Raw genomic sequence first — 23866 nt, 5'->3', positions numbered from 1 at the left:
CGTGTCATCGCTGTTGTGCTGGGTGCCATGCTGGCGCTGCCGGTTGCGGCCGAACCGCTGGCCAAGCAACTCTTCGGAGCCAAACCAGCCGGTTCGCGTCAAGCGCCCGCGTCCTACGGCAGCTATTCCAAGGGATGCGTGGCCGGAGCCGTACAATTGCCGGAAACCGGACCGACATGGCAGGCGATGCGCCTGTCGCGCAATCGCAACTGGGGCCACCCGGAAACCATCGATTTCATTCAGGATCTCAGCGGTTTTGCGGCCAGACAACCGGGGTGGACCGGGCTGTACATCGGGGATATCAGCCAGCCTCGCGGAGGGCCAATGACCTCTGGCCACCGCAGCCATCAGGTCGGCCTGGACATCGATATCTGGATGTTGCCGACATCGCGGCTGAACCTGTCAAAGCGAAAGCGCGAGAACATTTCCTCGATTTCGATGCAGCGAGCCAAGGGTGCCTATGTCAACGGGAGCTGGAGCCGTGCCCACCACGAGATCATCCGGGCCGCTGCGCGGGACCGCCGCGTGGCGCGGATCTTTGTGTTTCCCGGTGCCAAGGTGCAGATGTGCAAGGATAACAAGGGGAGTCGCCGGTGGTTGCGCAAGGTGCGGCCATGGTGGGGGCACCACTATCATTTCCATGTGCGTCTTTCCTGCCCCAAGGGCGCATCGGGTTGCGTAAACCAGAACCCGCCGCCGCGCGGTGACGGCTGTGCCGAAGCGCAGCAATGGGTCAACAATATCCTGAGCCCGCCGCCACCGAAACCAAGGGATCCCAACTCCCCCAAGCCACAGCCGCGGCGTGAGTATTTTCTTGCCGATTTGCCCCAGCAATGCGCCTCGGTCCTGCGCTCCAACTGATCCTTGCCCTGACACTTGCGGCTCTCCCCGCCCGCTCCGAGGAGGTGCGGGCGGAGTTTCTTGGCTCGTTCGAGTGGGCGGTGCCGCAGCGTTGGTTCGGCGGCCTGTCAGGGATCGAACTGTCCGAGGACGGGCAGCGGATGGCGGTCATCACGGACCGCGGCCGTATTCTGTATGCGAATGTTCGACGCAAGGATGGGGTCATACAGGAGATCAACCTGATCCGAGTGGTTTCCTTGCGTGCGCACAACGGCGCTGTTCTGATCGGCAGGCTCCGCGATTCCGAGGGGCTCGTGGTGGCACCTGACGGCACGGTCTATGTATCGTTCGAGGGTATTCACCGCGTGTCGCGCTACCGGCAGATCGATCGCGCATCAGAAAGCCTGAACAGACCCAAGGCCTTTCGCCTGTTGCCGAACAACGGTGGGTTCGAGGCGCTGGCAATGGATGATCGCCAACGCCTTCTGGCGCTGCCCGAACAGGCTTTCGATATCGACGGCAATATTCCTGTCTATCGCTGGGCCGATGACGTGTGGACGCAACCGTTCTGCCTGCCCAGCGACGGTGCGTTTCTGCCGGTGGGTGCGGATTTTGGCCCCGATGGTCGCCTCTACGTGCTCGAACGGGCGTATAACATCTTTGGCTTCCGCTCTCGCGTTCGAAGCTGGCGGATTGCGGATGACAGGGCCGTTGACGAACGAATCGAGATCCAGACCAGAACCGGCACACATGACAATCTGGAAGGGATTTCGGTCTGGCAGGACACACGGGGCCGATTGCGACTTACCATGGTCGCGGATGACAATTTCCTGTTCCTGCAACGCACCGAGTTTGTCGAATACGCCCTGATCAAATGACTTGCCTTGGGTGGTTCAAAGCGCTAGCAGCAGCCTGCTTGCCTCATGGCGGGCCAAGTCGCCGCAACCTTGAAAAAACGGGCATTCAGATGACACGTGCACATATTCCCGGCATTCTTGCAATGGCCGCCATCGTCGTGGCTTCCAACATCCTCGTCCAGTTCCTGTTTGGCCAATGGCTGACCTGGGGGGCATTCACCTATCCGTTCGCCTTTCTGGTCACCGACCTGATGAACCGGATCTACGGCGCGCAAGCGGCGCGCAAGGTCGTTCTGGCCGGTTTCATCGTGGGCATCATCTGTTCACTGATCGGAACCCGGATCGTCGGTGAATTCGGCCCGCTCGTGACACTGCGGATCGCCCTGGGTTCGGGCCTTGCCTTCTTGCTGGCGCAATTGCTGGATGTGAGCATCTTTTCCGCGCTGCGCGAGGGTCGCTGGTGGCGGGCACCGCTGCTCTCCACGCTGGTCGGGTCGTCGGTCGACACGGCGTTGTTCTTTACCGTCGCGTTCTCGGCGTCGCTTGTCTGGTTGGAGCCCTCCAACGATGTCGGTTGGGCGAACGAGGTATTGCCCTTGCTCGGCACTGGCCCGGCTGCACCGTTGTGGATGTCGCTCGCGCTGGCCGACTGGATGGTCAAGCTATCGCTCGCGTTGATCGCCCTGATCCCATTTCGCTTGATTTCTGAGCGCTTCAAGGCGACGCAGGTTTCGCGCTGACGATTTTTCTTTGCGATTTTAGTGAGCCATGGCAAGCTAAGGCCAACGTCAACAACGGAAAAGGAGGTGATCCAGTGTCAAGAAAGGTATTGGAGCGAGGTGTCGGAACAGCTTGGGAGGTTGCCCGGTAAGGCAGTCCTCGGCGGTCAATCCGCCCAAGGCGATCTGGCAAAGGTCTGACCGACCCTGCCTCCGAATGACTTTCGAAGGGGCGCCCGGGCAATCGGGCGTCCCTTTTTGATTCCGGTTTTTGATTTTGATCTGGGCCTGTATGCAGGGGCTATGTTGCGGATAAACGAAGATATCACCATTCAGGACTGGGAACTGTCCGAGAGTTTCATGCGGGCCTCGGGGCCGGGCGGGCAGAATGTCAACAAGGTTGCGACCGCCGTCGAATTGCGATTCGAAGCAGCCCGGTCGCCGTCACTGCCTCCAGCCGTCAAATCCCGGTTGAAACGTCTGGCCGGGCGACGCTGGACCAAGGAGGGCGCGCTGATCATCCAATGTGATGAAACCCGCAGCCAGGCGCGCAACCGCGACATTGCCCACGATCGCCTTGCCGACCTGATCCGTCGGGCGCTGATCGCTCCGAAACGCCGCATCGCGACGAAACCCACCAAGGGATCCGTGCGCCGCCGCCTGCACGCAAAAAAGGCACGCGGAGAGGTCAAGGCCCTGCGCGGATCGGTTCCGGACGAGTGACATTGTGATTGCGCGCGGCTTGCTGCTACGGTGCCGTCAAGCTGACAGATGACGTGGGGGGACACGGATGCGACTTGAGGGGAAAACTGCGATTGTAACAGGTGGGGCATCCGGCTTTGGCGCCGGTATCGTGCGCAAGTTCATCGCCGAAGGTGCGCGGGTGATGATCGCGGATATCAACGGCGATGCCGCCAGCGCGTTGGCAACCGAAATCGGCGAACGCGCCGTCGCGCAAACCGTCGATGTTGCCGATGGACTGTCGGTCGATGCGATGGCCACCACCGCGTTGGATCGTCTGGGACAGGTCGACATCCTCGTGAACAATGCCGGCGTGACCCACTTGCCGACGCCGATGGAAGACGTCAGCGAGGATGATTTTGACCGGGTCTACCGGGTCAACATGAAGTCGATTTACCTGACGGCGCGGGCGTTGGTACCGCATATGAAGTCGCGGGGGCAGGGCGCAGTTCTGAACGTTGCCTCGACGGCGGGCCTGTCGCCTCGCCCAAAGCTCAACTGGTACAATGCGTCCAAGGGCTGGGTGATCACGGCCAGCCGCACCATGGCCGTGGAGCTGGCCCCCGAAGGCATCCGCGTCAACGCGCTGGCCCCTGTTGCGGGCGAAACACCCTTGCTCAAGTCGTTTCTGGGAGAAGACACGCCAGAGATGCGCGCCAGGTTCCTGTCGACCATCCCCCTTGGCCGGTTCTCGCAGCCGGAAGACATGGGCAACGCCGCCTGCTACCTGTGCTCGGACGAGGCGAGCATGATCACCGGCGTTGTCATGGAAGTGGATGGCGGGCGTTGCATCTGATCCGTTTTCGGTCAGATGGCCGCAGGTCTCGTGAAGGCTGGCTGCCCGCCCCAAGTTTCACGCCGATGAGGACACGCGCATGATTCCCGGTCCCCGCAATCTTATCACCGATGTGCCGGGCCTGCTGGTTGGGAATGCACAGGACGAGTCCTTGAAATCCGGTACTACCGTCCTGCTTGGACCGGAACAACTGACCGGCTCCTATTGCGTCATGGGCGGCGCGCCGGGCACTCGCGAGACGGATCTTCTGGAGCCGGACAAATCTGTTGCGCAGATCGACGCGGTCGTCCTGTCAGGCGGCTCGACATTTGGGCTGGATGCTGCATCAGGGGTCGTGTCTGGCTTGCGCGAGCAGGGGCGTGGGTTTGCGCTGTTGCATCTGCGGATACCGTTGGTGCCTGCGGCCATCATATTTGATCTGCTGAACGGGGGCGACAAGGATTGGAGCGAAAACCCCTATCCGGCGCTTGGGCGCCATGCATTGGAGAATGCACGGGCCGACTTTGAAATCGGAAACGTAGGTGCCGGGACGGGGGCCTTGACCGGGATGCTCAAAGGCGGTCTCGGGTCGACGTCCCTGGTATTGGACAGCGGCGTCACGGTCGGCGCCCTGATCGCCGCAAATCCGGTCGGGAGCGTTACCACGCCGGGAGAGCGGCATTTCTGGGCGGCCCCGTTCGAAGTGGGGGACGAGTTCGGCGGCCTTGGGCCGGATCCGCGCGGCGGACTTGGCCGAAGCTTTGAAAGCCGCAAGGCCGGTGCATTTGCGCAATTGGCCCACACGGCCATAGGGATCGTTGCCACCGACGCCAGTCTGACTAAGGCACAGGCCAAACGGGTTGCGACGGTCGCCCATGACGGTCTCGCCCGGGCCATCGTTCCGTCGCATATGCCCAATGACGGAGACCTGATCTTTGCTGTCTCCACCAACAGCCGCCAGATGCACACGCCTGACGCTGACATTCGCGACATCGGTCATGCGGCTGCGCTCTGTATCGCGCGCGCTGTTGCGCGGGCCGTCTATCTTGCGCGTCCGGCACCGGGCGACCTGTTGCCCTGTTGGAGTGATGGCGAAACCTAGCGCATGGCGCTTGCCAGCGCTGGGACAGACCGTTACCTACAGATTTCCTGTCGCTAGGGACATTTTGCTACGTCATGAACGATCTGATCCCCGCCTGGGTCGACGGGGTCCTGACCCCCGTCGAAAAGCTCGCAGCCCATCGTGAAGGCATTCGGCACATGGCCGTTTCGGTCTTCGTGATCCGCAGGCACGACATTCTGATTCAGCGCCGTGCGCTGGGAAAATACCATACGCCGGGGCTCTGGGCGAATACCTGCTGCACGCATCCGCAATGGGGCGAGGATGCAGGCGACTGCGCTGTTCGGCGTTTGCAGCAGGAACTGGGCATCACCGGTCTTGAACCCGAGTACCGCCAAACACTCGAATACCGCGCGGATGTCGGCGGCGGCCTGATCGAGCATGAAGTTGTTGACGTTTTTTTGGCCCATGCGCCGGGCAATCTGGAGGTGACGCCCAATCCCGATGAGGTGATGGAGACACGCTGGATCAGCTATGAAGCGTTGCAGCAAGATGTCAGCGCACATGGTGACCGTTTCACGCCATGGCTGCGCATCTACCTGAGCGAACACTCCGAGGCCATTTTCGGATCGCACCTGGCATAGCGGCGGCCTGTGTCTCGATCCGATTGAGACATTGTCTTTCACATGTCGCGCCGGCGGTCCCCACTAAGGGCTTGAATAACCCTGAATCTCGGCCAGTATGGCATCGGAGTTGCCGCATAAGGCATCACGTCACCGACAGGGAGTTTAACATGAAATCCATTTCCGGGCTGGCCTTTGCCAGCGCCTTGGCCCTTGCCGCGTCGCTGGGCGCGGCGCAGGCGCAGAGCGACCTGACCGTCGCGCTGCAACTTGAACCACCTCATCTCGACCCGACCAGCGCCGCTGCGGGGGCCATCGACTCGGTGGTCTATTCCAACATCTTCGAGGGACTGACCCGCTTCATGGGGGATGGTTCGGTCGTGCCGGGGCTGGCCGAAAGCTGGGAGATTTCCGACGATGGGCTGGTCTACACCTTCCGCTTGAGGGACGGGGTAACGTTTCACGACGGTACGGCAATGGATGCTGAAGATGTGAAATTCAGCCTCGACCGTGCCCGCGGCGAAGACAGCGTGAATGCACAAAAGGCCTTGTTCGAAGCGATTTCTGACGTCGAAGTCGTGGATCCGCTGACCGTCAAGATCACGCTGAGCGAACCCAATGGTCTGTTTCTCTTCAATCTGGCCTGGGGCGACGCGGTGATCGTCGCGCCCGAGAGCATCGAGACGATCAAGACAAACCCGATCGGTACCGGCGCGTTCAAGTTTGTTGACTGGGTTCAGGGCGACAAGATCGAGATTGCCAAGAATCCGGAGTATTGGGGCACGCCAGCCGTTCTCGACACTGCGACGTTCAAGTTTATCAGCGACCCGACGGCTGCGTTCGCCGCAGTGATGGCCGAGGATGTCGACGCATACCCCAATTTTCCCGCGCCCGAAAACCTGCCGCAATTTGAGGCTGATCCAAGGTTTCAGGTGGTTTTTGGGTCCAGCGAAGGGGAAACGATCCTGTCGACCAACAACAAGCAGCCGCCGTTTGACAACATACTGGTTCGCCAGGCGCTCGCCCATGCCATCGACCGTCAGGCGATTGTTGATGGGGCGATGTTCGGACTGGGCACGCCCATCGGTACGCATTTTGCACCGCACCACCCTGCCTATGTCGACCTGACCGGCAATTCTGCCTACGACCCGGAAAAGGCCAAGGCACTGCTCGCCGAAGCGGGGCTTGCAGGCGGGTTTGAAACCACGCTGCACCTGCCGCCGCCGTCCTATGCCCGGCGAGGAGGCGAGATTGTTGCCGCGCAGTTGGCCGAGGTCGGGATCAAGGCCGAGATCATCAATGTCGAATGGGCCCAGTGGCTGGAGACTGTGTTTCGCGGCAAGAATTTCGGCTTGACCATTGTCAGCCACACCGAACCGATGGATATCGGGATCTACGCCCGCCCGGATTACTATTTCCAGTATGATAACAAGGCCTTTCAGGATCTGATGGCCGAGTTGAACCGCACCACGGACGCAGCCAAACGGACCGAGATGCTACAGCGGGCGCAAACCATCCTCTCCGAAGACTACGTCAACGGATATCTGTTTCAATTGGCTTGGCCTACGGTGGCAAGGACCGGGGTGCAGGGCCTGTGGCTGAACGCTCCAACGCAGGCAACGGATCTGACCGCCGTTCGCTGGGCAGAATAGCAACCTGATTTCCTCTGCGGCTGGCCTTGTCTGGCCCTAGACACGCCCTGTAGGAATCTGCCGCTGGACCCGGTCGGTTCAGCGGCATAACGTGCCTGCAATGCTGCGTTATACACTCAAACGCCTGATGTCGCTCCTGATCAGCCTGGCCGTGGCCTCGCTGGTCATATTCTTTGTGATCGAGGTCGCCCCAGGTGATCCCGCCAGCTTCATGCTTGGGATCAATGCCCAGCCGGACACGGTTGCCGCGCTGCGCAGTGAACTCGGGCTCGATGTCCCAAAATGGGCGCGGTACCTGAACTGGGCCGGTGGAATGCTCGGGGGAGATTTCGGCACCTCCTATACCTACCGCACGCCGGTCGCGGATATGATCGCAGACCGGCTCTGGGTCTCCCTGCCGCTTGCGCTGTATGCGCTGACGATCTCGACGCTCATTGCGTTTCCGGCGGGGATCTATGCCGCCGCGCGTCGGGGCGGCCCCGGTGACGTCGCGGTGATGGGCGCGACACAGCTGGGTGTCGCGATTCCGAATTTCTGGTTTGCGATGATGATGGTACTGGTCTTTGCCATCAACCTGCGCTGGTTCAACGCGGGTGGCTTTGTGGGTTGGGACAAGGGGCTCTGGGCGGGCCTGCACTCTCTCACGCTTCCGGCGATTTCACTGGCCTTGCCACAGGCGGCCATTCTTGCGCGGGTGATGCGCTCGTCGCTGCTGGATATCCTGGGAGAGGATTTCATGCGCACCGCCCGCGCCAAGGGGCTGAGCCGGCGGCAAACACTGTGGCGGCACGGGGTGCGCAATGCCTTGATCCCGGTTCTGACGATCATCGGATTGCAATTTTCGTTCCTGCTGGCCGGTGCGATCATCATTGAACAGGTGTTCTATCTGCCGGGGCTGGGGCGGCTGGTGTTTCAGGCGATCAGCTCCCGCGACCTGATCGTGGTCGAAAGCGTGGTGATGTTGCTCGTGTTTTCAGTCATCATGGTCAATTTCCTCGTTGATCTCGCCTATGCGCTGGTCGATCCCCGGCTAAGGGCGCGGACATGACGCGGAACCTGATCCTTGGCGTGGTCCTGTCCTCGCTGGTCTTGCTGATGGCACTGGTGTCCTTTGTCTGGACCCCATATGGTCACGCTTCGATGAACATCCCGGCCAAGCTGCAGGTCCCGAACGCGGCCCACTGGCTCGGAACGGACCATTTCGGTCGCGATATCTTCAGCATGATCATGGTCGGCGCCCGCACCTCGATCGCCGTGGCGTTGGTTGCGGTCGGCATCGGCATGCTGCTCGGTGTGCCACTGGGCCTCACGGCTGCGGCGCGCAAGGGCAGCTGGCTGGACGAGGTCATCATGCGCGGCAATGACCTCGTTTTTGCCTTTCCGAGCCTCGTCATCGCCATCCTGATCACGGCGGTGTTCGGGGCGGGTGCGGTCAATGCGATCATCGCCATCGGGATTTTCAACATCCCGGTTTTCGCCCGGATCACGCGGGGCGCTGCGCTGTCTCTTTGGGAGCGTGATTTTATCCTGGCTGCTCGTGTCGCGGGCAAGTCCGGAGCGCGCATCTCCATTGAACACATTCTGCAGAATGTTACCAACCTGCTGATCGTGCAGGGCACGATTCAGTTCAGCCTTGGTATTCTGGCCGAGGCCGGGCTGTCCTATGTCGGGCTGGGTGCGCAGCCACCGACGCCCAGTTGGGGGCGGATGCTGGCGGATGCGCAAACCATGGTCAGCATCGCGCCGCACCTGGCGCTGGCACCCGGCATTGCCATCGTGCTCACGGTGTTGGGCCTGAATCTCATGGGCGACGGGTTGCGCGATTATCTTGATCCCCGCTTGAGGATCAGCCGCGCATGAGTTTGCTTGAGATCGATAACCTGTCGCTGGCCATCCACAGAACCGAGATCCTCAGAGGCGTGTCGCTGACCGTCCAACCGGGAGAGATCGTTGCCGTAACCGGTGAGAGCGGGTCTGGAAAATCGATGACGGCGCTGGCCGTGATGGGGCTGTTGCCGACGCTCGCGCGCGCCAGCGGGACCATCCGACTTGAAGGCAGGGCAATCCTGAGCAGTACCGAAGCGGAGTTGTGCACAATACGCGGTCGCGCGGTTGGCATGGTGTTTCAGGAGCCGATGACCGCGCTGAACCCGGTCAAGACCATCGGTGATCAGGTCGCGGAAACCATCCTCGTTCACAAGGCGATGTCGCCCGATGCCGCCAAGGAGCGCGCGCGCGAGATGCTTGATCGCGTGGGATTGCCCGCGGAGCGGTTCCCGCTTTCGCGCTATCCGCACGAGCTGTCCGGAGGCCAGCGGCAGCGCGTGGTGATCGCGATGGCGATCGCCCTGCGGCCCAGGCTGCTCATCGCGGATGAGCCGACCACGGCGCTGGATGTGACGACACAGGCGCAGATTCTGGACCTGTTGAAATCGCTGGTTGCGGATTTCGGCATGGGGCTCTTGATGATCACCCATGACCTTGCCGTGGTCGCTGATATGGCCGACCGGATCGTGGTGATGCGTCATGGCGAGGTGGTGGAAACCGGGCCGACGGGTGAGCTGCTGGCAAACATGCAGCACCCCTATACCCGGATGTTGTTCAATGCGTCATCGCACAAGGTCGCGCTGCCCGCGCCGCCGCCGCCGGTGCCGCTGTTGGAGGTCAGGAACGTGGTGCGGGACTATCGTTTGCCCCGCACCACGCTGTTTGGCAATCCCGGCCATTTTCGCGCTGTCGATGATGCCAGCTTTATCCTGAACCGCGGCGAGCGCCTGGGTCTGGTAGGCGAGAGCGGTTGCGGAAAGTCGACGCTGACGCGGGCCATTCTGGGGCTGGAGCCGGTGCAAGCGGGACAGATTATGCTGAATGGTGCGCCGGTCTTTGCAGGAAACGCTCCGAACATTTCCGTCAGGCGCAAGATGCAGGTCGTGTTTCAGGATCCGTTCGGCTCGTTCAACCCACGCCACAGGGTGGATCGCCTGATCACCGAGCCGTTCCACCTGCTTGACATCCCGCCGCGCGGCACCGCGCGCCGCGATGCCATTGCCCAGGCGCTGACGGCGGTTGGCCTGCATCCGGAAGACGCAGAAAAATACATCCACGAATTCTCCGGCGGTCAGCGTCAGCGCATCGCCATTGCCCGCGCCCTGATCATCCGGCCCGAGTTGATCCTGTTTGACGAAGCGGTGAGTGCGCTTGACGTATCGGTCCGCGCCCAGATCCTCGATCTGCTCGCGGAACTCTGCGCCGCATACGACCTGACCTACCTGTTCATCAGCCATGACCTGAGTGTGGTGCGCACCGTCACCGACCGCGTTCTGGTCATGCAGGCCGGTCGAATCGTCGAGCAAGGCGTGACCGAAGCGGTGTTCTCTGACCCGCAACATCCCTATACCAAGTCACTGATCGCGGCTGCGCCGGTGTTGCCGGACTTCGACCGGGGGCAGGCGACTGGCTACTCAGAGATTTGATTTCAGCTTGCTGCCGATCCGGCTGGCAACTGTCGCACAGGCGGCGCAAATCGGAAGCAGCGCGAGAGGCTTGTTCTGGTGTTCTGCGGATCAGAAGCCCTAGACCAACACCTCGAGCCGCTGCTGATCCCCGACTCCGAATACACGCTTGTAGCGGTCGATCTCATCCGCAGGACCCATTGCCTTTTCCGGATTGTCCGACAGCTTGACCGTCGGATGGCCATTGGCGGAAACGGCCTTGCAGACGAGGGAAAACGGGGCCAACGCATCATCGGGAACAAGCCCGCGAAAATCATTGGTCAACAACGTGCCCCAGCCGAATGAAACGTTGGTTTCACCGGCAAACTGGCGGGATAGTTCGATGATCTTGTCCACATCCAGCCCATCGGAAAAGATCACCCGTTTCTGTTTTGGGTCCTCTCCGCGAGATTGCCACCAATCGATTGCAATGCGGGCGGCGGTGGCCGGATCGCCACTGTCGATCCGAATGCCGGTCCACCCGGCAAGCCAGTCGGGTGCGTTGTCCAGGAACCCCTGCGTGCCATAGGTATCGGGCAGGATGATGCGTAGATTGCCCTCGTGCTCTTCATGCCAATCCGATAACACCTCGTAGGGCGCGCGCGCCAAAGCCGCATCGTCCTGGGCCAGTGCGGCATAGACCATCGGCAGTTCATGGGCATTGGTGCCGATTGCCTCGACTTCGCGGCGCATGGCGATCAGGCAGTTTGAGGTGCCGGTGAATTTCTTGCCCAAACCTTCCAACATCGCCTGCACGCACCAATCCTGCCAAAGGAAGGAATGGCGGCGGCGGGTGCCGAAATCGGCAATTCCCAACGGTTCCACATCGCGCAACCGCTCGATCTTTTCCCAAACCCGGGTCATCGCCTGGGCATAGAGAACCTGCAATTCGAACCGCCCCATCCCGTCGAGAACCGCGCGCCCTCGCAGTTCCATCAGAACTGCAAGCGCGGGAATTTCCCACAACATGACCTCGGGCCAACTGCCTTCAAAGGTCAGTTCATATTGATCACCACGCCGTTCCAGATGATAGGCCGGCAGGCGCAGGTTCTCGAACCATTCCATGAAATCCGGGCGGAACATCTGGCGTTTGCCATAGAACGTGTTGCCCCGCAGCCATGTGCTCTCTCCCCGGCTCAGGCTGAGCGAACGGATATGGTCCAGTTGCTCGCGCAGTTCACCCTCGTCGATCAGATCGGCAAGCGGGATGCGGGTGGTGCGGTTGATCAGCGAAAACGCCACCTCGGTATCTGGCTTGTTGCGGAACACCGATTGGCACATCAACAGCTTGTAGAAATCGGTGTCTATCAGCGACCGTACGATGGGGTCGATCTTCCACTTGTGGTTATAGACGCGTGTGGCGATGTCGACCATGTGCGGTTCTCCTGCTGTTTGACACTTCTGCCAACCATCGACTGGGGGGGCAAGCCCTTCAGGGGGAGACATTTCGGCCGATGTCCGAAGCTCCCAGCACCACCGGGGCGAATTCGGAACGCGTTTGTCGGGTGCGATTGGCAGTTTATGTGCAATTGCCTTGGCGTTCGGCGCCGGGAAAGGGTTCGCCAGTAGGCCAGAACAAATATGCAACCTGTTAACGTATATCCTTGCGAACGGGCAGGTGGAATTGGCAGAATATCTATGCGCACAGGTCTTTGGGCAGCCAATTGTCGGGCTGGGACACTGTACGATTTGTTGGAAACGTGAGCGCCGTTAGAGGCGCTATTGTTGACATTTGAAGGGAAGAAGATCGTGATTTACCAATTCATTCGTAGTGCAGTTGACGAGCTTTCATCAACCGAACTCTTCGAGGAAATCCCCGCAGCGATTGCTCGGCAGATTTCAGGCGGCATGCCACCGGAAGACCCCAACGACTTTGATGAAGGCGATGAGGGAAACGAAGACAACGAGGGCGATGAGGGCAACGAAACGGGTGCCGACGAAGGCAACGAAGGCAACGAAGGCAATGAAGGCGACGAAGGCAACGAATCCGGTGCCGATGAAGGGAATGAGGGCAACGAAGGCAATGAGGGCGACGAAGGTAACGAATCAGGTGCCGATGAAGGGAACGAGGGCAACGAAGGCGCGGCTGATCCTTCGCAGGACGAAGGGAATGAGGGCAACGAGGGCAACGAAGGGGACGAGGGAGACGAACCCGGAGCTGACGAGGGCAACGAAGGCAACGAAGGCAACGAAGGGGATGAAGGGGACGAGCGTGGAGCCGACGAGGGCAACGAGGACAACGAGGGGGATGAGAACGACGAAGGCAATGAGGACGGCTATGACGAGGGGGATGAGGGCAACGAACCTGAACCCGAGGACGAAGGGAACGAAGGAAACGAAGGCAACGAGGGAGATGAGGGCAACGAACCCACGCTGGACGAAGGCAACGAGGGCAACGAAGGCGACGAAGGTAATGAAGGCGACGAACCGGGTGCCGACGAAGGCAACGAGGGCAACGAAGGCAATGAAGGCAATGAAGGGAACGAGGCCGGGAAGGATGAAGGGAACGAAGGAAACGAGGGCGGCGCAGACCCCACTCAGGACGAGGGCAACGAAGGCGACGAGGGCAACGAGAATGACGAAGGTGATGAGCGTGGTGCCGATGAAGGCAACGAAGGCAACGAAGGCAATGAAGGCGACGAAGGCAACGAACCCACGCTAGACGAGGGCAATGAAGGCAACGAAGGCGACGAAGGGGATGAAGGAGACGAATCCAACGCGGATGAAGGAGACGAAGGCAACGAAGGAAACGAACACGTCGGCCAGAACGAAGACAATGAATACAACGAAGGCAGCGAACACGACGAGGACAACGAAGGAAACGAATTCGACGAGGGGGACGAAGGTGACGAAAGCTGGGCCGACTCCGGTCCCGGCGACAATGAAAACACCGGTGACGAAGGCAACGAGGATAACGAATACAACGAAGGCAGCGAACACGACGAGGACAACGAAGGAAACGAATTCGACGAGGGGGACGAAGGTGACGAAAGCTGGGCCGACTCTGGTCCGGGCGACAATGAGAACGACGGCGATGAAGGTAACGAGGACAACGAATACAACGAAGGAAGCGAACACGACGAGGACAACGAGGGCAACGAATTCGACGAGGGGGACGAAGGTGACGAAAGCTGGGCCGACTCTGGTCCCGGAGACAACGAGAACAACGGCGACGAAGGTAACGAGGACAACGAATACAACGAGGGCAACGAACACGACGAAGACAACGAAGGCAATGAAACCGGCGTGAACGACGAAGGTAACGAAGGTGATGAGGACGACGAAGGCGATGAACTCGATGAGGGTGATGAAGGCGACGAGGATAATGAGGGCGATGAACGAGATGAGAACGATGAAGGCGACGAGGACAATGAAAACGACGAGCTAGATGAGGGCGACGAAGGCGACGAGGATAATGAGAAGGACGAACTGGACGAGCACGACGAAGGCGACGAGGACAACGAAGGTGATGAGCTGGACGAGGGAGATGAAGGTGATGAGGACAACGAAGATGACGAGAAGGATGAACACAACGAAGGCGACGAGGATAACGAGAACGACGAGAATGATGAAGGAAATGAAGGCGACGAGGACAATGAGGGCGATGAAGGCGTAGGCGAAGGAAACGAACATAACGAAGGCGACGAGCACGACGAAGACGATGAGGCCAACGAAAGTGACGAGGGGGATGAAGGCGACGAAAGCTGGGCTGACTCTGGCCCCGGCGACAACGAGAACAACGGCGACGAAGGCAACGAGGACAACGAATACAACGAAGGCGGCGAACACGACGAGGACAATGAGGCCAACGAGTTCGATGAAGGTGACGAAGGCGACGAAAGCTGGGCTGACTCTGGCCCCGGCGACAACGAGAACAACGGCGACGAAGGCAACGAGGACAACGAATACAACGAAGGCGGCGAACACGACGAGGACAATGAGGCCAACGAGTTCGATGAAGGCGACGAAGGCGACGAAAGCTGGGCCGACTCTGGTCCCGGCGACAACGAGAACAACGGCGACGAAGGCAATGAGGACAACGAATACAACGAAGGCGGCGAACACGACGAGGACAACGAAGGTAACGAGGGCGATGAAGGCGACGAGGGATGGAATTTTCCGGCTGCCGCCGCAGCAAGTGGTGAATGCGGTGGATATGCCTGTGGGGCGGATGGACTAGCCGAAGCCGAGATGTCATGTAGCGTCGATTCCTGTGCGCTGGATGCGGTTGGCGGCGAAGGCGGCGACCCTGACGAAGCCGTCATTGGAGCAGATCTGCTCGGTGGTCTCGACATCGATACCGGTGTCTGACGCCATTGCATTCAGCTTGGGTGTTCTCTTGTTGAACTGAAAAAAGAACCGTCCCGATCTCGGGGCGGTTCTGAAGGCTCAGCCGCCTCTCGTCATAATCCGGGGATCGCCGCGGGCAGGTCAGGCGCTTCGCGTGAAACTGGGATCATCTGGCATCACCTGACGCGTTGAAATCCATGAGTTCAGGCAGCGTCAGGTGTTGCAGGTTTGGGGTGAAACGCTCTAGTCGCCGGCTGGCAGTTGGCTGAGTTTCTGGATCTCACTGTCGACGTCCGTCGCGAACGGCGGCGGATTGTCGGGATTGATCATGGCCCTTACCTTCTGGAACTGTGCGAGGGCTTCTTCGGTCAGATCGAGCGCTGCCAGATTGGCCGCCAGATGGTACTGCACCGTCACATCCCTCGGCAAACCCTGGGCGGCGGCTCTCAGATGGTCCTGCGCGGCTTCATAGCTGCCGCGGCGGTGGGTGATCCATCCATACGTATCCTGAAACGCCGGAACGTTGCTGTCGCGCAGGCGGCGGGCTACCGTGTAGGCGCGCTGCAGGCTTTCGTCGTCACCGCGATGAGTCGCAAGCAGGCTTGCAAGGTTGTTGGCAACGATCAGTGAATCCGAGTTCACCGCATACATGGTCTCATAGATCTCGATGGCCGCGTCCAGATCGCCGGCGCGTTCGTATTCTCCGGCCTTGGCCCATAGCAACGTGCCATTTGTCGGAAGCTCGGCAAGAGCTTCTTCCAGAACGCCGTTGGCACCGTCCAGGTCGCCCGCCTGCTGCTTCATGCGATACAGCGCGATCCATACATTTGCGTATTTCGGATTTTCGGCGACCAATGCGCGGAACTGTTCTTCGGCCTCCGTGATTTCCTCGGCCTCGGCAAGAAAGCCGCCCTTCATGAAGCGCAGGGTCGGGTCTTCGGGGTTCTGGGCCAGCAATTCATTCAGATACGTTTCGGCAGCTTCCGGTCCGCTCGTTTCCAGCCGATTTCGAAGCAGCGCATATTGCGCACTCTTGCCCAGTGCCGGGTCATTCTCGAGCCCTTCCAGCAAGGCTGTCAGCTCCTCGGAGCGGTTCTGGCCAGTCAATTTGCGCGCTGTCAGTTCGGCGGCTTGGCGTCTGGCGTTCGGGTCGTCGAGCGCACCAAGAGCCGCAATCACATCGTCGGTTCGCGACCAGTCTTCCAGTCTGGTGTAGACATCTCCAAGCGCGCTCAGAAGTGCGGGATTCTGCGGGGTGAGTCGCAGCGCGTCGATCAGGATACCTTCCGCTGCCAGCAGATTGTCATTATCGGCAAGGGAACTGGCATAGCGCAGGGATTCGGCGGGGGCTTTGCCCGATGCCTGAACGGCCAGCGCCAGCATTTCAGAGCGCAGGTCCTGATTTCCTTCCCGCTCGTAGGCGCGGGCCATCAGTGACATGATGTCGGCGTCATCAGGGGAATCGTTCAGTGCATCCCGCAGCATGACAATCGCATCCGCAGTTTCATCGTCGTCAATCAGCCAATTCGCCTTGAGCTTGACCGCATCGGGTTGGGCGGGATCTTCGGCAAGGACCTTTTCCACCAGGGCCCGGGCACCAACGGCGTTGTCCTCCTGAAACAGCATTCGCGCAAGATCAACCTCAAAGCCGCGCGTCTGGTCGGTGCGCTCGGCATTCGCGGTCAGGTCTTCCATTTCGGCGATGGCAGAGTCGACATCGCCCATCTGGAATCTCAGCTTGGCACGCATGGACCGAAAGGTCGCGCTATCCGCGATGCCGGCGGCGAGCTGCGCTTCGACTTCTGCCAACGCCGCCTCTTGACCGCGCATCTGTTCCAGAAAGCTGATGAGAAACACCCGGTCATCGGGGCTGGCATCGTCACGCTCGGCCTCTGCCCGGATGAACGTTTCCGCCTCGTCGAGCTTTTTCTGTTTGATCAGAAAGCGGACCAGGGTCTGCTTGTATACGCCACGTTCCTGGGGGAAGCGTTCCATGAGGTCACGAAGCTGGGCATCGATTCCGTTCAGATCTCCGATCTGCTGCAGGATGCCCAAGCGAATGCTGTACAGCCCTTTTTGGTCAGGGTCGACCGCCAGACCGTCGTCGATTGCATCGAGCGCCGCGTACCAATCCTGTTTGCGCAGAAGGTTGTCGATCAGGACATTTCGCGCATTCTTGAGGCCGTTGTCGTCCGCGATCAAGGCTTGTGCCTTCACGATCGCCGCTTGCTGCCCCTCGTCCTCGCGCGCTTTGACGGCGTTGAAATAGTCAACGGCATTGTCGATGGAGAGCATCAGAATGTCGTCGGGGGCAAGCGCCAGAGCCTTGGCCACGTGAATTTCCGCATCAGACCAGTTTTGCGTCGTCGCGGCAATATCCGCCAGCGCGCGCTGACCTTCCACGTTTTCGGGGTACTGCTCGACCAGGCGAAGGTACTCGCCATACGCTTCGTTCAGTTGTCCGCGATCATGCAGTGCGCGGGCATAGGCGGCTCGGGCGCCCTCGTGGGTGCTGTTCAATTCAAAAACGTTGCGGAATTCGATCAGGGCGCGTTCAACATCGCCCTCTTCCAGTAGCGCCAGGCCGGATTGATAATGAGACTCGGCGCGTTCTTCGGACGAATCACATGCCGCAGCAACACTAAGCCCCGCCGTAAGAAGTATGGCGAGGCCTAAGCGACCGGCGCGCGCACGCACGCGGTTGATCCGAACATTCTGCACTCTACTAAACCTCGGGTTGTTGTGGTTACGGCGGAATCAGTATCCGGTTCCGCGGACCACGACAACAAAGGTTTTGGCAATGATCTTGCAGTCATTTGCGAATGACATGTTGTAGAAGTACTTGTCATCGTAACGCGCCCGATCGCTAAAGGCGCTTTCGTTGCGTTCGGTCACCTGCCAAAGGCCAGAAATGCCGGGACGCATCCAGTAGTAGGCACGCCCGGGATACATGTTCTCCTGGTCGATCATCATGGGGCGCGGTCCAATAAGGGCCATGTCACCCAGGAACACGTTGATGAGTTGAGGCAATTCATCCAGCGAACACTTGCGCAGATATGCGCCAATGCGCGTCACGCGCGGATCGTGCCGAAGTTTCTGGCTATGAGTCCACTCGTTGAGCGCCTGAGGGTGCTCTGACAGGTACTCGGCCAGCCGTTCATCGGCATTCGAGACCATCGTGCGGAGTTTGTACATGTTGAAGATACGACCGTTCTTACCGATCCGTTTCTGGACGTAGATCGGGGACCCTCCGTCACGCGCCACGAGAAAGGCCGTGAACAACATCAGAGGGATCGTGACCGGGGCGGTCAGCAGAACGATCATGATGTCGAAAACGCGTTTTCCAAGACCGGTATAAAGGTCTAGCTTGCGGCCATATGTGGATGGGACGAAATCGGAAAGAGACACTCCGTCGAGGCGTGTCGGTTCGTTAATTTGAATAGTCATCTAACACTCACTTAAATTTAACAAGGTTATTAGTTACAAGACACGACCAAAATCGGCCGCCACAGCTACACTAGCAATGATCTACAATTTAATGGAAATTTGCGCATAAACAACCGCTTTCTGTACTGCCATAAGTTGTGAACTTTAGGTAAGTGATTGAAAAATTGTAATCTTGTTGGATATTGTGGACATAAATTAATTGTGAGATCTGGCCAAACACCAGTTTCGCGCGCTGTTCAGGGTGCGGGCGCTGAGGCGAGCGGACGTTGCGTAACCCGGTGTTGCCACAATTTGGGCACACATCTTACATTGTTTCGATTTAGTTGACTATCATGACAACGGGGCCCGGGTGAAAAACGGGAGCTGAGTCGGCCCATCGGCGATCTGGCTGGGGCGAATCCTGTCCGTGCGCGGCAAGTATGTGCGACAAAACCACGTGTTTCGCCGTTTCAGGCGAGCACCTAGATCAAAGGTAGGTCAGTTCGTGTTGATTGATGGCGCATGCGGGTCTCTTGTATTCCGCAAAGGAATGACCCAAGTGGGTTTGGTGTTAACCGGTCTCAAGCAAGTCCGACAGTAGTGTATGAGTAGCAACCAGTTTTCAGGTACCTGATCCAAGATGACACAATCTTCATTCTACCTTGGCTATTTCGGCCTGACCGAGCGACCATTCACGCTCGTCCCTGACCCCGAATTCATCTATTGGTCCCCACAGCACCGGCGTGCCTACGCGGTGCTGGAGTTTGGCGTCCTGTCGCACGCGCCGATTACGATGCTGACTGGTGAGGTTGGCGCAGGCAAGACCACGCTGCTGCAAAACCTCCTTGGGCAAATGGAGGATGATGTGACCGTCGGCCTTGTATCCAACGCACAGGGAAGCCGCGGTGAACTCCTGCAGTGGGTGCTGAACGCGCTGGACATTCCGTTTGACGCAGACGACGCATATGTTCAGCATTTCCAGGCGCTTCAGGATTTTCTGATCAGTGAGTATGCGCGGGGCAAGCGGGTTGTGCTGGTTTTTGACGAGGCGCAGAACGTATCGCGCGAAGGCCTCGAAGAGTTGCGTATGCTGATCAATATCAACTCCAACAAGGATGAACTTGTCCAGCTGATCCTTGTTGGGCAGCCCGAATTGCGGGATATGGTGCGCCATCCAAGCATGAGCCAGCTGGCTCAGCGTATTTCGTCAAGTTTTCATCTCAATCGGATGAATGCAGAGGCGACGCAGGCCTATATCCGGCACAGGATGAAAGTTGCCGGCGCCGATACCGACATATTTACCACTGGCGCTTGCACACTGATACATGGCGTCACCGGCGGAGTGCCCCGACTTGTCAATCAACTGTGCGATTTTGCATTGCTCTATTGCTGGACCGAGGAAGTCAGCAAGACCATCACTGCTTTGGTTGTGCAGTCGGTCATTGACGATGGGGTGTTCTTTTGCGAGCGCAGCTACGATTCCGAAGCACATGCATAGAACGCGCGCCTCAGGTCATCAAATCCTTTGAGGCGCTTCGCGGTGAACCTGCATCAGCCAACCCTGCTTGAAATCATATATTTCAACGCGTTTGGCGATGCCAGATGGCCCAAGTTAACCGCGAAACGCTCCAAATCTCAGTGCTTTTGCCTCATGATGGATGCACCAGTGCGAGCAAGGGCATGATCATCGGCCAGTGGTTCCACCGGTTTCCACCATCCTGCATCGCTGTTCCCATGTCAGCAAAGACAGACTTACCGCATCAGATCGCATGAGTGTCCGATGCCGTGGTGCTGTCCCTCATGGACTGTGCGCTTGGCAGACATCTCGTTTCGACCGCCTGGGCTTGGCGCAGGTGCATTGGCAAAGAAAAACGGGGCCGAAATGGCCCCGCGAATTCTTGCGCTGTTCTCGGAACTGGCGCGGTCAGGACGCCTTGCGCCGGCGCCGCATGACGCCCAGACCACCCAGAGCGGTTAGGAGCAGCAATCCGGCGGCAGGTACGGGCACGGCGGAGACCTGTGTCGCATCGAACGACGTCATGTCAGTCTCGTCATTGTGGCGGATCATGAATGCGGTGGTCATCGAAAACGGATCGGTCAGGGACATGTTCATCGTATTTTGACCGGTCTGAAAGCCACCGACCGCACTCCTGAGCAGAACACCGCTCGGGTCGATGGTCGTGCCCCTGGAGAACAGCCTGTTTTGATCATCCACGTAACCCCTGACCATGAGAGATCTGCCTATGGTCGTTGCGGCCACATCCAGTTGAACGCTTGACGTGGTCATCCCGTTCGCGCCGGCGCCAAAATTGTCTTCGGAGACGAGAATCATGATCGCGCCGACACCGTGCGTTGTGACCGCGATCGTGTTCAATCGGGATTGCCCGGCGACATCCTGGGGGGTCACCGTGATGTCCCACGTCATGTTGGCGGCGGCCCCTGCCGAACTGGCACTGGTCATGTCGCCGGTATCCAGAACCCTTTCAAGCAGGACCTTGGGCTTTGAAGCGATGTCGTAAACACGGATGGTGGCGGCGGACGCCAAGGCTGGCAATGAGACCAGAACGGCGGCCATTCCCAGAGTTCTAAAACTGTTAAACATGGTATTCCTACTTGCTACTCAACTGGTCACTCGTTTGCGCCATACACCCACATGGTGCCTGCGCTCTGTATAGGGTTCACCTAATACATCTTTAAGAGTCTGCGGAATGATGTTCGCGATCTCTTGGTTAAAATCAAGGGAATCGCCTTGGATATTGGAAACAGTCACACATCTGATCTTGGATTGTTTCGTTTGGCGGCGTGCGAGAGGTATCAAGCCTGGTGATCCGAATCCTCTTGGCGCGGGATTACGAGCGTCGCGGCGAGCCATCCGGTCAGAAAACCGCCCAAATGCGTTTCCCATGCGACCTGCCCACCCTGAATAACCCAGAGCAGGATGTTCAGAAGGATCAGGCCCATGATGTCCGTGACAAGGGACCTGCGGCTGTAACCGTTCTGCAAACTGAAGAACCAATCTTGCCATTTCCACGCGCCAACCAGACCGAACAGGGCCCCAGACGCTCCGACCATGGGTTGCGCGCTGTCACTGAGCAGGGCAAACCCCAAGGCGCCGCCGATGCCGGACACGACGTAAATGGCGGCAAACCATGTCTGGCCGACCCGCCGAACCACGATGTGCCCGACAATCAGCAGTACAAGCATGTTACCCGCGAGATGGGAAAATCCAGTGTGCAGGCCCTGATAGCTCAGGAACATCAACCAGGGTTGCGCAGGATAGTTCGGTTTCCAGTTGTCGAGCAAACCGACCCAGAAAGCACCGTTTTCATAGGCAATCCCGCGCCATCGGGTGCTGCCGATCACGCCAATATCGCTGGCCTCCAACAGAAATTCGATAGAACAGGTGACGACAAAGATGGCAACGACAACGGGAGCAGGACGCCATGACCATTCGGGCTGGCGGCTAGATCGAATCGCGGTCTCTTGCTGCCCGTTCATTGCCTTTTTGTGCCGTGGAGTTGCGGGAACGACAAGAGGCAGCAGGCGAACAGCACCCGCTGGCAGGCCGCATTGCGGCGTGTTGGGTCGGGCGAAACCCGGGGATTTATCGAAACCCGTCGGCGCGGAAGGTGATCGAGGGCTTCACCTTGTGCGGTTTGCGCTGCAGAGTGGCGCCGCGATGCGTATCCGAAGATCTATGGCCATGACGGGACCTGTTCGGCTGCACGGAGGAGGTTGTCTTGCTGGAGTGTGGTTGTGACCGGGTGTCGAACCGTGATGGGCTCTGTCAATACGCGACGCGATCCTGTTGGGTGCAACGCATATTGTACACGGGGATGGTTGCGTTCGGACTTGCGGGGGCGGGCGCGGATGCGGCTGACCTGACCCTCACGCTGGACGATCTGACAAGGCTTGGTAGCGGGCCGATGATCGCTCAGGAAATTGCGGGCCTGCCAGCCGATCCGGCGCTGCCCGTTGTTGAACTTGCCGATGAAAGCAATGCGGCCCGACAATTGCGTGGCCTCGTGGCGCGTGGGGTCTCGCAGGGCTTTGACCGAATTCTCTATGACAACCGGGATCGGGACCATTCGACGCTTCCGTCATCCAGATTTCCAAACCTGACCTTCCTTCGATATGCGACGGACCTCGTCGCCGGCAGCGTTGACTACGGTTTGGCGGGACCGGTTCTAATACCGGCACTGGTCTTCGGGAACTCGTCGACGGCGATGACATCGGGTCTGCACGCGCGGAGTCTTGTCAGGCACGCCATGACCGCGCCCGGCGGGGCGGCGCGCGCCTATCGGGATTATGTGTCAAACAGCCTCTATATGTATCCAGAGCATCGCGATCATGATGCCGTCGATCTGTACCCGGCAAACTGGCCTTACACCACGATCAGCCAGGGGTCGTCCGGGTCCGATCATCCCTTCATGGACGCCATCGCGATGACGCTCGCCGCCTTTCCCGCCGATACGCGCGCGGCGCTCGAGGAAAACGGTCTTGTCGCTCCCACGGTGCAGATGATCATGCGGCGCAACCTGAACGGGGTCAGAACCCAGGCCAGCTACCTGTCTGCAATCGCGCATCCCACTGTGTTTTCATCGGACATGCTTCGGCCAGAACGCATGATCGGGCAGGCCGCCGCGATGCGACCCGATGACATTCCGCCAGTCGTTCGTCTCAAGATCGTCGAAGAGGACTTTGCCCAGGGTGCCGGATTGGCCGGGCTTGACGAGCATCTGTTCACGACGCCATCGGCCATTGCCCGCATCTGGCGCAGTTTCGCGTGGGAACGCCAGATGGTCGTGAGTGCTGCATCAACCGTTGATCCGAATGGCCATGAGTTGCGATTTGACTGGGTGCTGCTGCGCGGTGATCCGGCACGAGTTCGCATCGAACCGTTGGGACATGACAAGAAGATGGCGCGGATCACGGTGAACTGGCACAACACTTTTGTGCTTCCCTCTCGCAACCCTGCAGATGATCAGGGGCTGGAGACATCGCGGGTCGATATCGGGGTCTTTGCCTGGAACGGACGATCAGAAAGCGCACCGGCGATCATTTCCATCAGTTTTCCCACCCATCAGATCCGGACCTATGAAGCGCCGCCGGGACAGACCGCGCGCCTCGTCAGCGTCGACTACGATGCCAAGGGGCGAGAGGTGTATTATGACCCACGGCTGCATTGGTCCGCACCCTGGGTTGATCGATTCAACTATGCTCTGGACGGCACGCTTGAAGGATGGACCCGGACGACCGGCGGCGAACAGGAGGAATTCGATGCGGCAGGGCAACCCGCAGACGGCACCTCGGCTGACTATCATATCGTGTCGGCACCTGGCGAGGCCCCTTCGCTCGGCCTCATGCGTCAAGGCCAGGAAAACTAGGCCGA

At 59.4% G+C, this 23866-nt stretch carries 19 protein-coding genes; 14 read left to right on the top strand and 5 right to left on the bottom strand.

The window, feature by feature from the left end; all coding sequences use genetic code 11:
- Positions 1-27: 27 nt before the first annotated feature.
- From mepA to QO231_RS20105, 11 genes are all read left to right on the top strand, one after another.
- Positions 28-861 carry a penicillin-insensitive murein endopeptidase gene (gene mepA, locus QO231_RS20155; RefSeq protein WP_316780773.1) on the top strand — a complete coding sequence of 278 codons (834 nt, stop codon included), beginning with the start codon at positions 28-30 and terminating at the stop codon, positions 859-861.
- Positions 834-1718 carry an esterase-like activity of phytase family protein gene (locus QO231_RS20150; RefSeq protein WP_316780680.1) on the top strand — a complete coding sequence of 295 codons (885 nt, stop codon included), beginning with the start codon at positions 834-836 and terminating at the stop codon, positions 1716-1718. Before mepA ends, QO231_RS20150 begins: the two co-directional genes overlap by 28 nt.
- An 89-nt stretch (positions 1719-1807) precedes the next feature.
- Positions 1808-2437, top strand: a complete 630-nt coding sequence (locus tag QO231_RS20145; RefSeq protein WP_316780678.1) for a queuosine precursor transporter — start codon at positions 1808-1810, stop codon at positions 2435-2437.
- 282 nt (positions 2438-2719) lie between these two features.
- Positions 2720-3139, top strand: a complete 420-nt coding sequence (gene arfB, locus QO231_RS20140; protein ID WP_316780676.1) for an alternative ribosome rescue aminoacyl-tRNA hydrolase ArfB — start codon at positions 2720-2722, stop codon at positions 3137-3139.
- A gap of 67 nt (positions 3140-3206) precedes the next feature.
- Entirely contained in the window at positions 3207-3953 is a 747-nt protein-coding gene (locus tag QO231_RS20135; protein WP_316780673.1) for an SDR family oxidoreductase, read from the top strand.
- 79 nt (positions 3954-4032) lie between these two features.
- Positions 4033-5034, top strand: a complete 1002-nt coding sequence (locus tag QO231_RS20130; protein ID WP_316780671.1) for a P1 family peptidase — start codon at positions 4033-4035, stop codon at positions 5032-5034.
- Positions 5035-5108: 74 nt separating this feature from the next.
- Positions 5109-5636, top strand: coding sequence for an isopentenyl-diphosphate Delta-isomerase (idi, locus tag QO231_RS20125; protein ID WP_316780669.1), 528 nt, complete (start codon positions 5109-5111; stop codon positions 5634-5636).
- A 149-nt stretch (positions 5637-5785) separates the two neighbouring features.
- Positions 5786-7267 carry an ABC transporter substrate-binding protein gene (locus tag QO231_RS20120; RefSeq protein ID WP_316780667.1) on the top strand — a complete coding sequence of 494 codons (1482 nt, stop codon included), beginning with the start codon at positions 5786-5788 and terminating at the stop codon, positions 7265-7267.
- A 100-nt stretch (positions 7268-7367) separates the two neighbouring features.
- On the top strand, positions 7368-8315 hold the full coding sequence (locus QO231_RS20115) for an ABC transporter permease (RefSeq protein ID WP_316780665.1): 948 nt from the start codon (positions 7368-7370) through the stop codon (positions 8313-8315).
- Positions 8312-9127 (top strand): ABC transporter permease, encoded by an 816-nt coding sequence (locus tag QO231_RS20110; protein ID WP_316780663.1) that lies wholly within the window; start codon positions 8312-8314, stop codon positions 9125-9127. The genes QO231_RS20115 and QO231_RS20110 overlap by 4 nt, the downstream gene beginning before the upstream one ends.
- On the top strand, positions 9124-10740 hold the full coding sequence (locus QO231_RS20105) for an ABC transporter ATP-binding protein (protein ID WP_316780661.1): 1617 nt from the start codon (positions 9124-9126) through the stop codon (positions 10738-10740). The genes QO231_RS20110 and QO231_RS20105 overlap by 4 nt, the downstream gene beginning before the upstream one ends.
- Before the next feature lie 99 nt (positions 10741-10839).
- On the opposite strand, the gene pncB is transcribed toward QO231_RS20105, so the two are convergent.
- Positions 10840-12132, bottom strand: a complete 1293-nt coding sequence (gene pncB / locus QO231_RS20100) for a nicotinate phosphoribosyltransferase (protein WP_316780659.1) — start codon at positions 12130-12132, stop codon at positions 10840-10842.
- Positions 12133-12507: 375 nt separating this feature from the next.
- Here pncB and QO231_RS20095 point away from each other — a divergent pair, with 375 nt between their 5' ends.
- Positions 12508-15069 (top strand): hypothetical protein, encoded by a 2562-nt coding sequence (locus tag QO231_RS20095; protein WP_316780656.1) that lies wholly within the window; start codon positions 12508-12510, stop codon positions 15067-15069.
- A gap of 222 nt (positions 15070-15291) precedes the next feature.
- Here the strand turns inward: QO231_RS20095 and QO231_RS20090 are convergent, their stop codons facing one another.
- Together QO231_RS20090 and QO231_RS20085 are read right to left on the bottom strand one after the other, a co-directional pair.
- Positions 15292-17769 (bottom strand): tetratricopeptide repeat protein, encoded by a 2478-nt coding sequence (locus QO231_RS20090; protein WP_316780653.1) that lies wholly within the window; start codon positions 17767-17769, stop codon positions 15292-15294.
- A 36-nt stretch (positions 17770-17805) separates the two neighbouring features.
- Entirely contained in the window at positions 17806-18495 is a 690-nt protein-coding gene (locus QO231_RS20085) for a sugar transferase (RefSeq protein WP_316780650.1), read from the bottom strand.
- A gap of 619 nt (positions 18496-19114) precedes the next feature.
- On the opposite strand from QO231_RS20085, the gene QO231_RS20080 reads away from it, so the two are divergent.
- Positions 19115-19972, top strand: a complete 858-nt coding sequence (locus tag QO231_RS20080; protein ID WP_316780648.1) for an ExeA family protein — start codon at positions 19115-19117, stop codon at positions 19970-19972.
- Between the two features lie 426 nt (positions 19973-20398).
- Here the strand turns inward: QO231_RS20080 and QO231_RS20075 are convergent, their stop codons facing one another.
- Both QO231_RS20075 and QO231_RS20070 read right to left on the bottom strand, forming a co-directional pair.
- On the bottom strand, positions 20399-21076 hold the full coding sequence (locus tag QO231_RS20075) for a VPLPA-CTERM sorting domain-containing protein (RefSeq protein ID WP_316780645.1): 678 nt from the start codon (positions 21074-21076) through the stop codon (positions 20399-20401).
- A 212-nt stretch (positions 21077-21288) separates the two neighbouring features.
- Positions 21289-21972: a rhomboid family intramembrane serine protease gene (locus tag QO231_RS20070; protein ID WP_316780643.1), complete on the bottom strand. Its 684-nt coding sequence runs from the start codon at positions 21970-21972 to the stop codon at positions 21289-21291.
- Positions 21973-22286: 314 nt separating this feature from the next.
- Between QO231_RS20070 and QO231_RS20065 the strand changes: the two genes are divergently transcribed.
- Positions 22287-23861, top strand: a complete 1575-nt coding sequence (locus tag QO231_RS20065; protein ID WP_316780642.1) for a hypothetical protein — start codon at positions 22287-22289, stop codon at positions 23859-23861.
- The last annotated feature ends 5 nt before the right edge of the window (positions 23862-23866 follow it).

The sequence above is a fragment of the Sedimentitalea todarodis genome (assembly GCF_032595355.1).
In the GTDB taxonomy this organism is placed as follows: domain Bacteria; phylum Pseudomonadota; class Alphaproteobacteria; order Rhodobacterales; family Rhodobacteraceae; genus Sedimentitalea; species Sedimentitalea todarodis.
The sequence above is the reverse complement of the archived record's forward strand: the minus strand, read 5'-3'. Positions and strand labels throughout refer to the sequence as shown.

What these genes read in the sequence shown, in the direction of transcription:
- mepA (WP_316780773.1), top strand. Translation starts at nt 28, where the DNA reads ATGCTGGCGCTGCCGGTTGCGGCCGAACCGCTGGCCAAGCAACTCTTC.
- QO231_RS20150 (WP_316780680.1), top strand. Translation starts at nt 834, where the DNA reads ATGCGCCTCGGTCCTGCGCTCCAACTGATCCTTGCCCTGACACTTGCG.
- QO231_RS20145 (WP_316780678.1), top strand. Translation starts at nt 1,808, where the DNA reads ATGACACGTGCACATATTCCCGGCATTCTTGCAATGGCCGCCATCGTC.
- arfB (WP_316780676.1), top strand. Translation starts at nt 2,720, where the DNA reads ATGTTGCGGATAAACGAAGATATCACCATTCAGGACTGGGAACTGTCC.
- QO231_RS20135 (WP_316780673.1), top strand. Translation starts at nt 3,207, where the DNA reads ATGCGACTTGAGGGGAAAACTGCGATTGTAACAGGTGGGGCATCCGGC.
- QO231_RS20130 (WP_316780671.1), top strand. Translation starts at nt 4,033, where the DNA reads ATGATTCCCGGTCCCCGCAATCTTATCACCGATGTGCCGGGCCTGCTG.
- idi (WP_316780669.1), top strand. Translation starts at nt 5,109, where the DNA reads ATGAACGATCTGATCCCCGCCTGGGTCGACGGGGTCCTGACCCCCGTC.
- QO231_RS20120 (WP_316780667.1), top strand. Translation starts at nt 5,786, where the DNA reads ATGAAATCCATTTCCGGGCTGGCCTTTGCCAGCGCCTTGGCCCTTGCC.
- QO231_RS20115 (WP_316780665.1), top strand. Translation starts at nt 7,368, where the DNA reads ATGCTGCGTTATACACTCAAACGCCTGATGTCGCTCCTGATCAGCCTG.
- QO231_RS20110 (WP_316780663.1), top strand. Translation starts at nt 8,312, where the DNA reads ATGACGCGGAACCTGATCCTTGGCGTGGTCCTGTCCTCGCTGGTCTTG.
- QO231_RS20105 (WP_316780661.1), top strand. Translation starts at nt 9,124, where the DNA reads ATGAGTTTGCTTGAGATCGATAACCTGTCGCTGGCCATCCACAGAACC.
- pncB (WP_316780659.1), bottom strand. Translation starts at nt 12,132, where the DNA reads ATGGTCGACATCGCCACACGCGTCTATAACCACAAGTGGAAGATCGAC.
- QO231_RS20085 (WP_316780650.1), bottom strand. Translation starts at nt 18,495, where the DNA reads ATGACTATTCAAATTAACGAACCGACACGCCTCGACGGAGTGTCTCTT.
- QO231_RS20080 (WP_316780648.1), top strand. Translation starts at nt 19,115, where the DNA reads ATGACACAATCTTCATTCTACCTTGGCTATTTCGGCCTGACCGAGCGA.
- QO231_RS20075 (WP_316780645.1), bottom strand. Translation starts at nt 21,076, where the DNA reads ATGTTTAACAGTTTTAGAACTCTGGGAATGGCCGCCGTTCTGGTCTCA.
- QO231_RS20070 (WP_316780643.1), bottom strand. Translation starts at nt 21,972, where the DNA reads ATGAACGGGCAGCAAGAGACCGCGATTCGATCTAGCCGCCAGCCCGAA.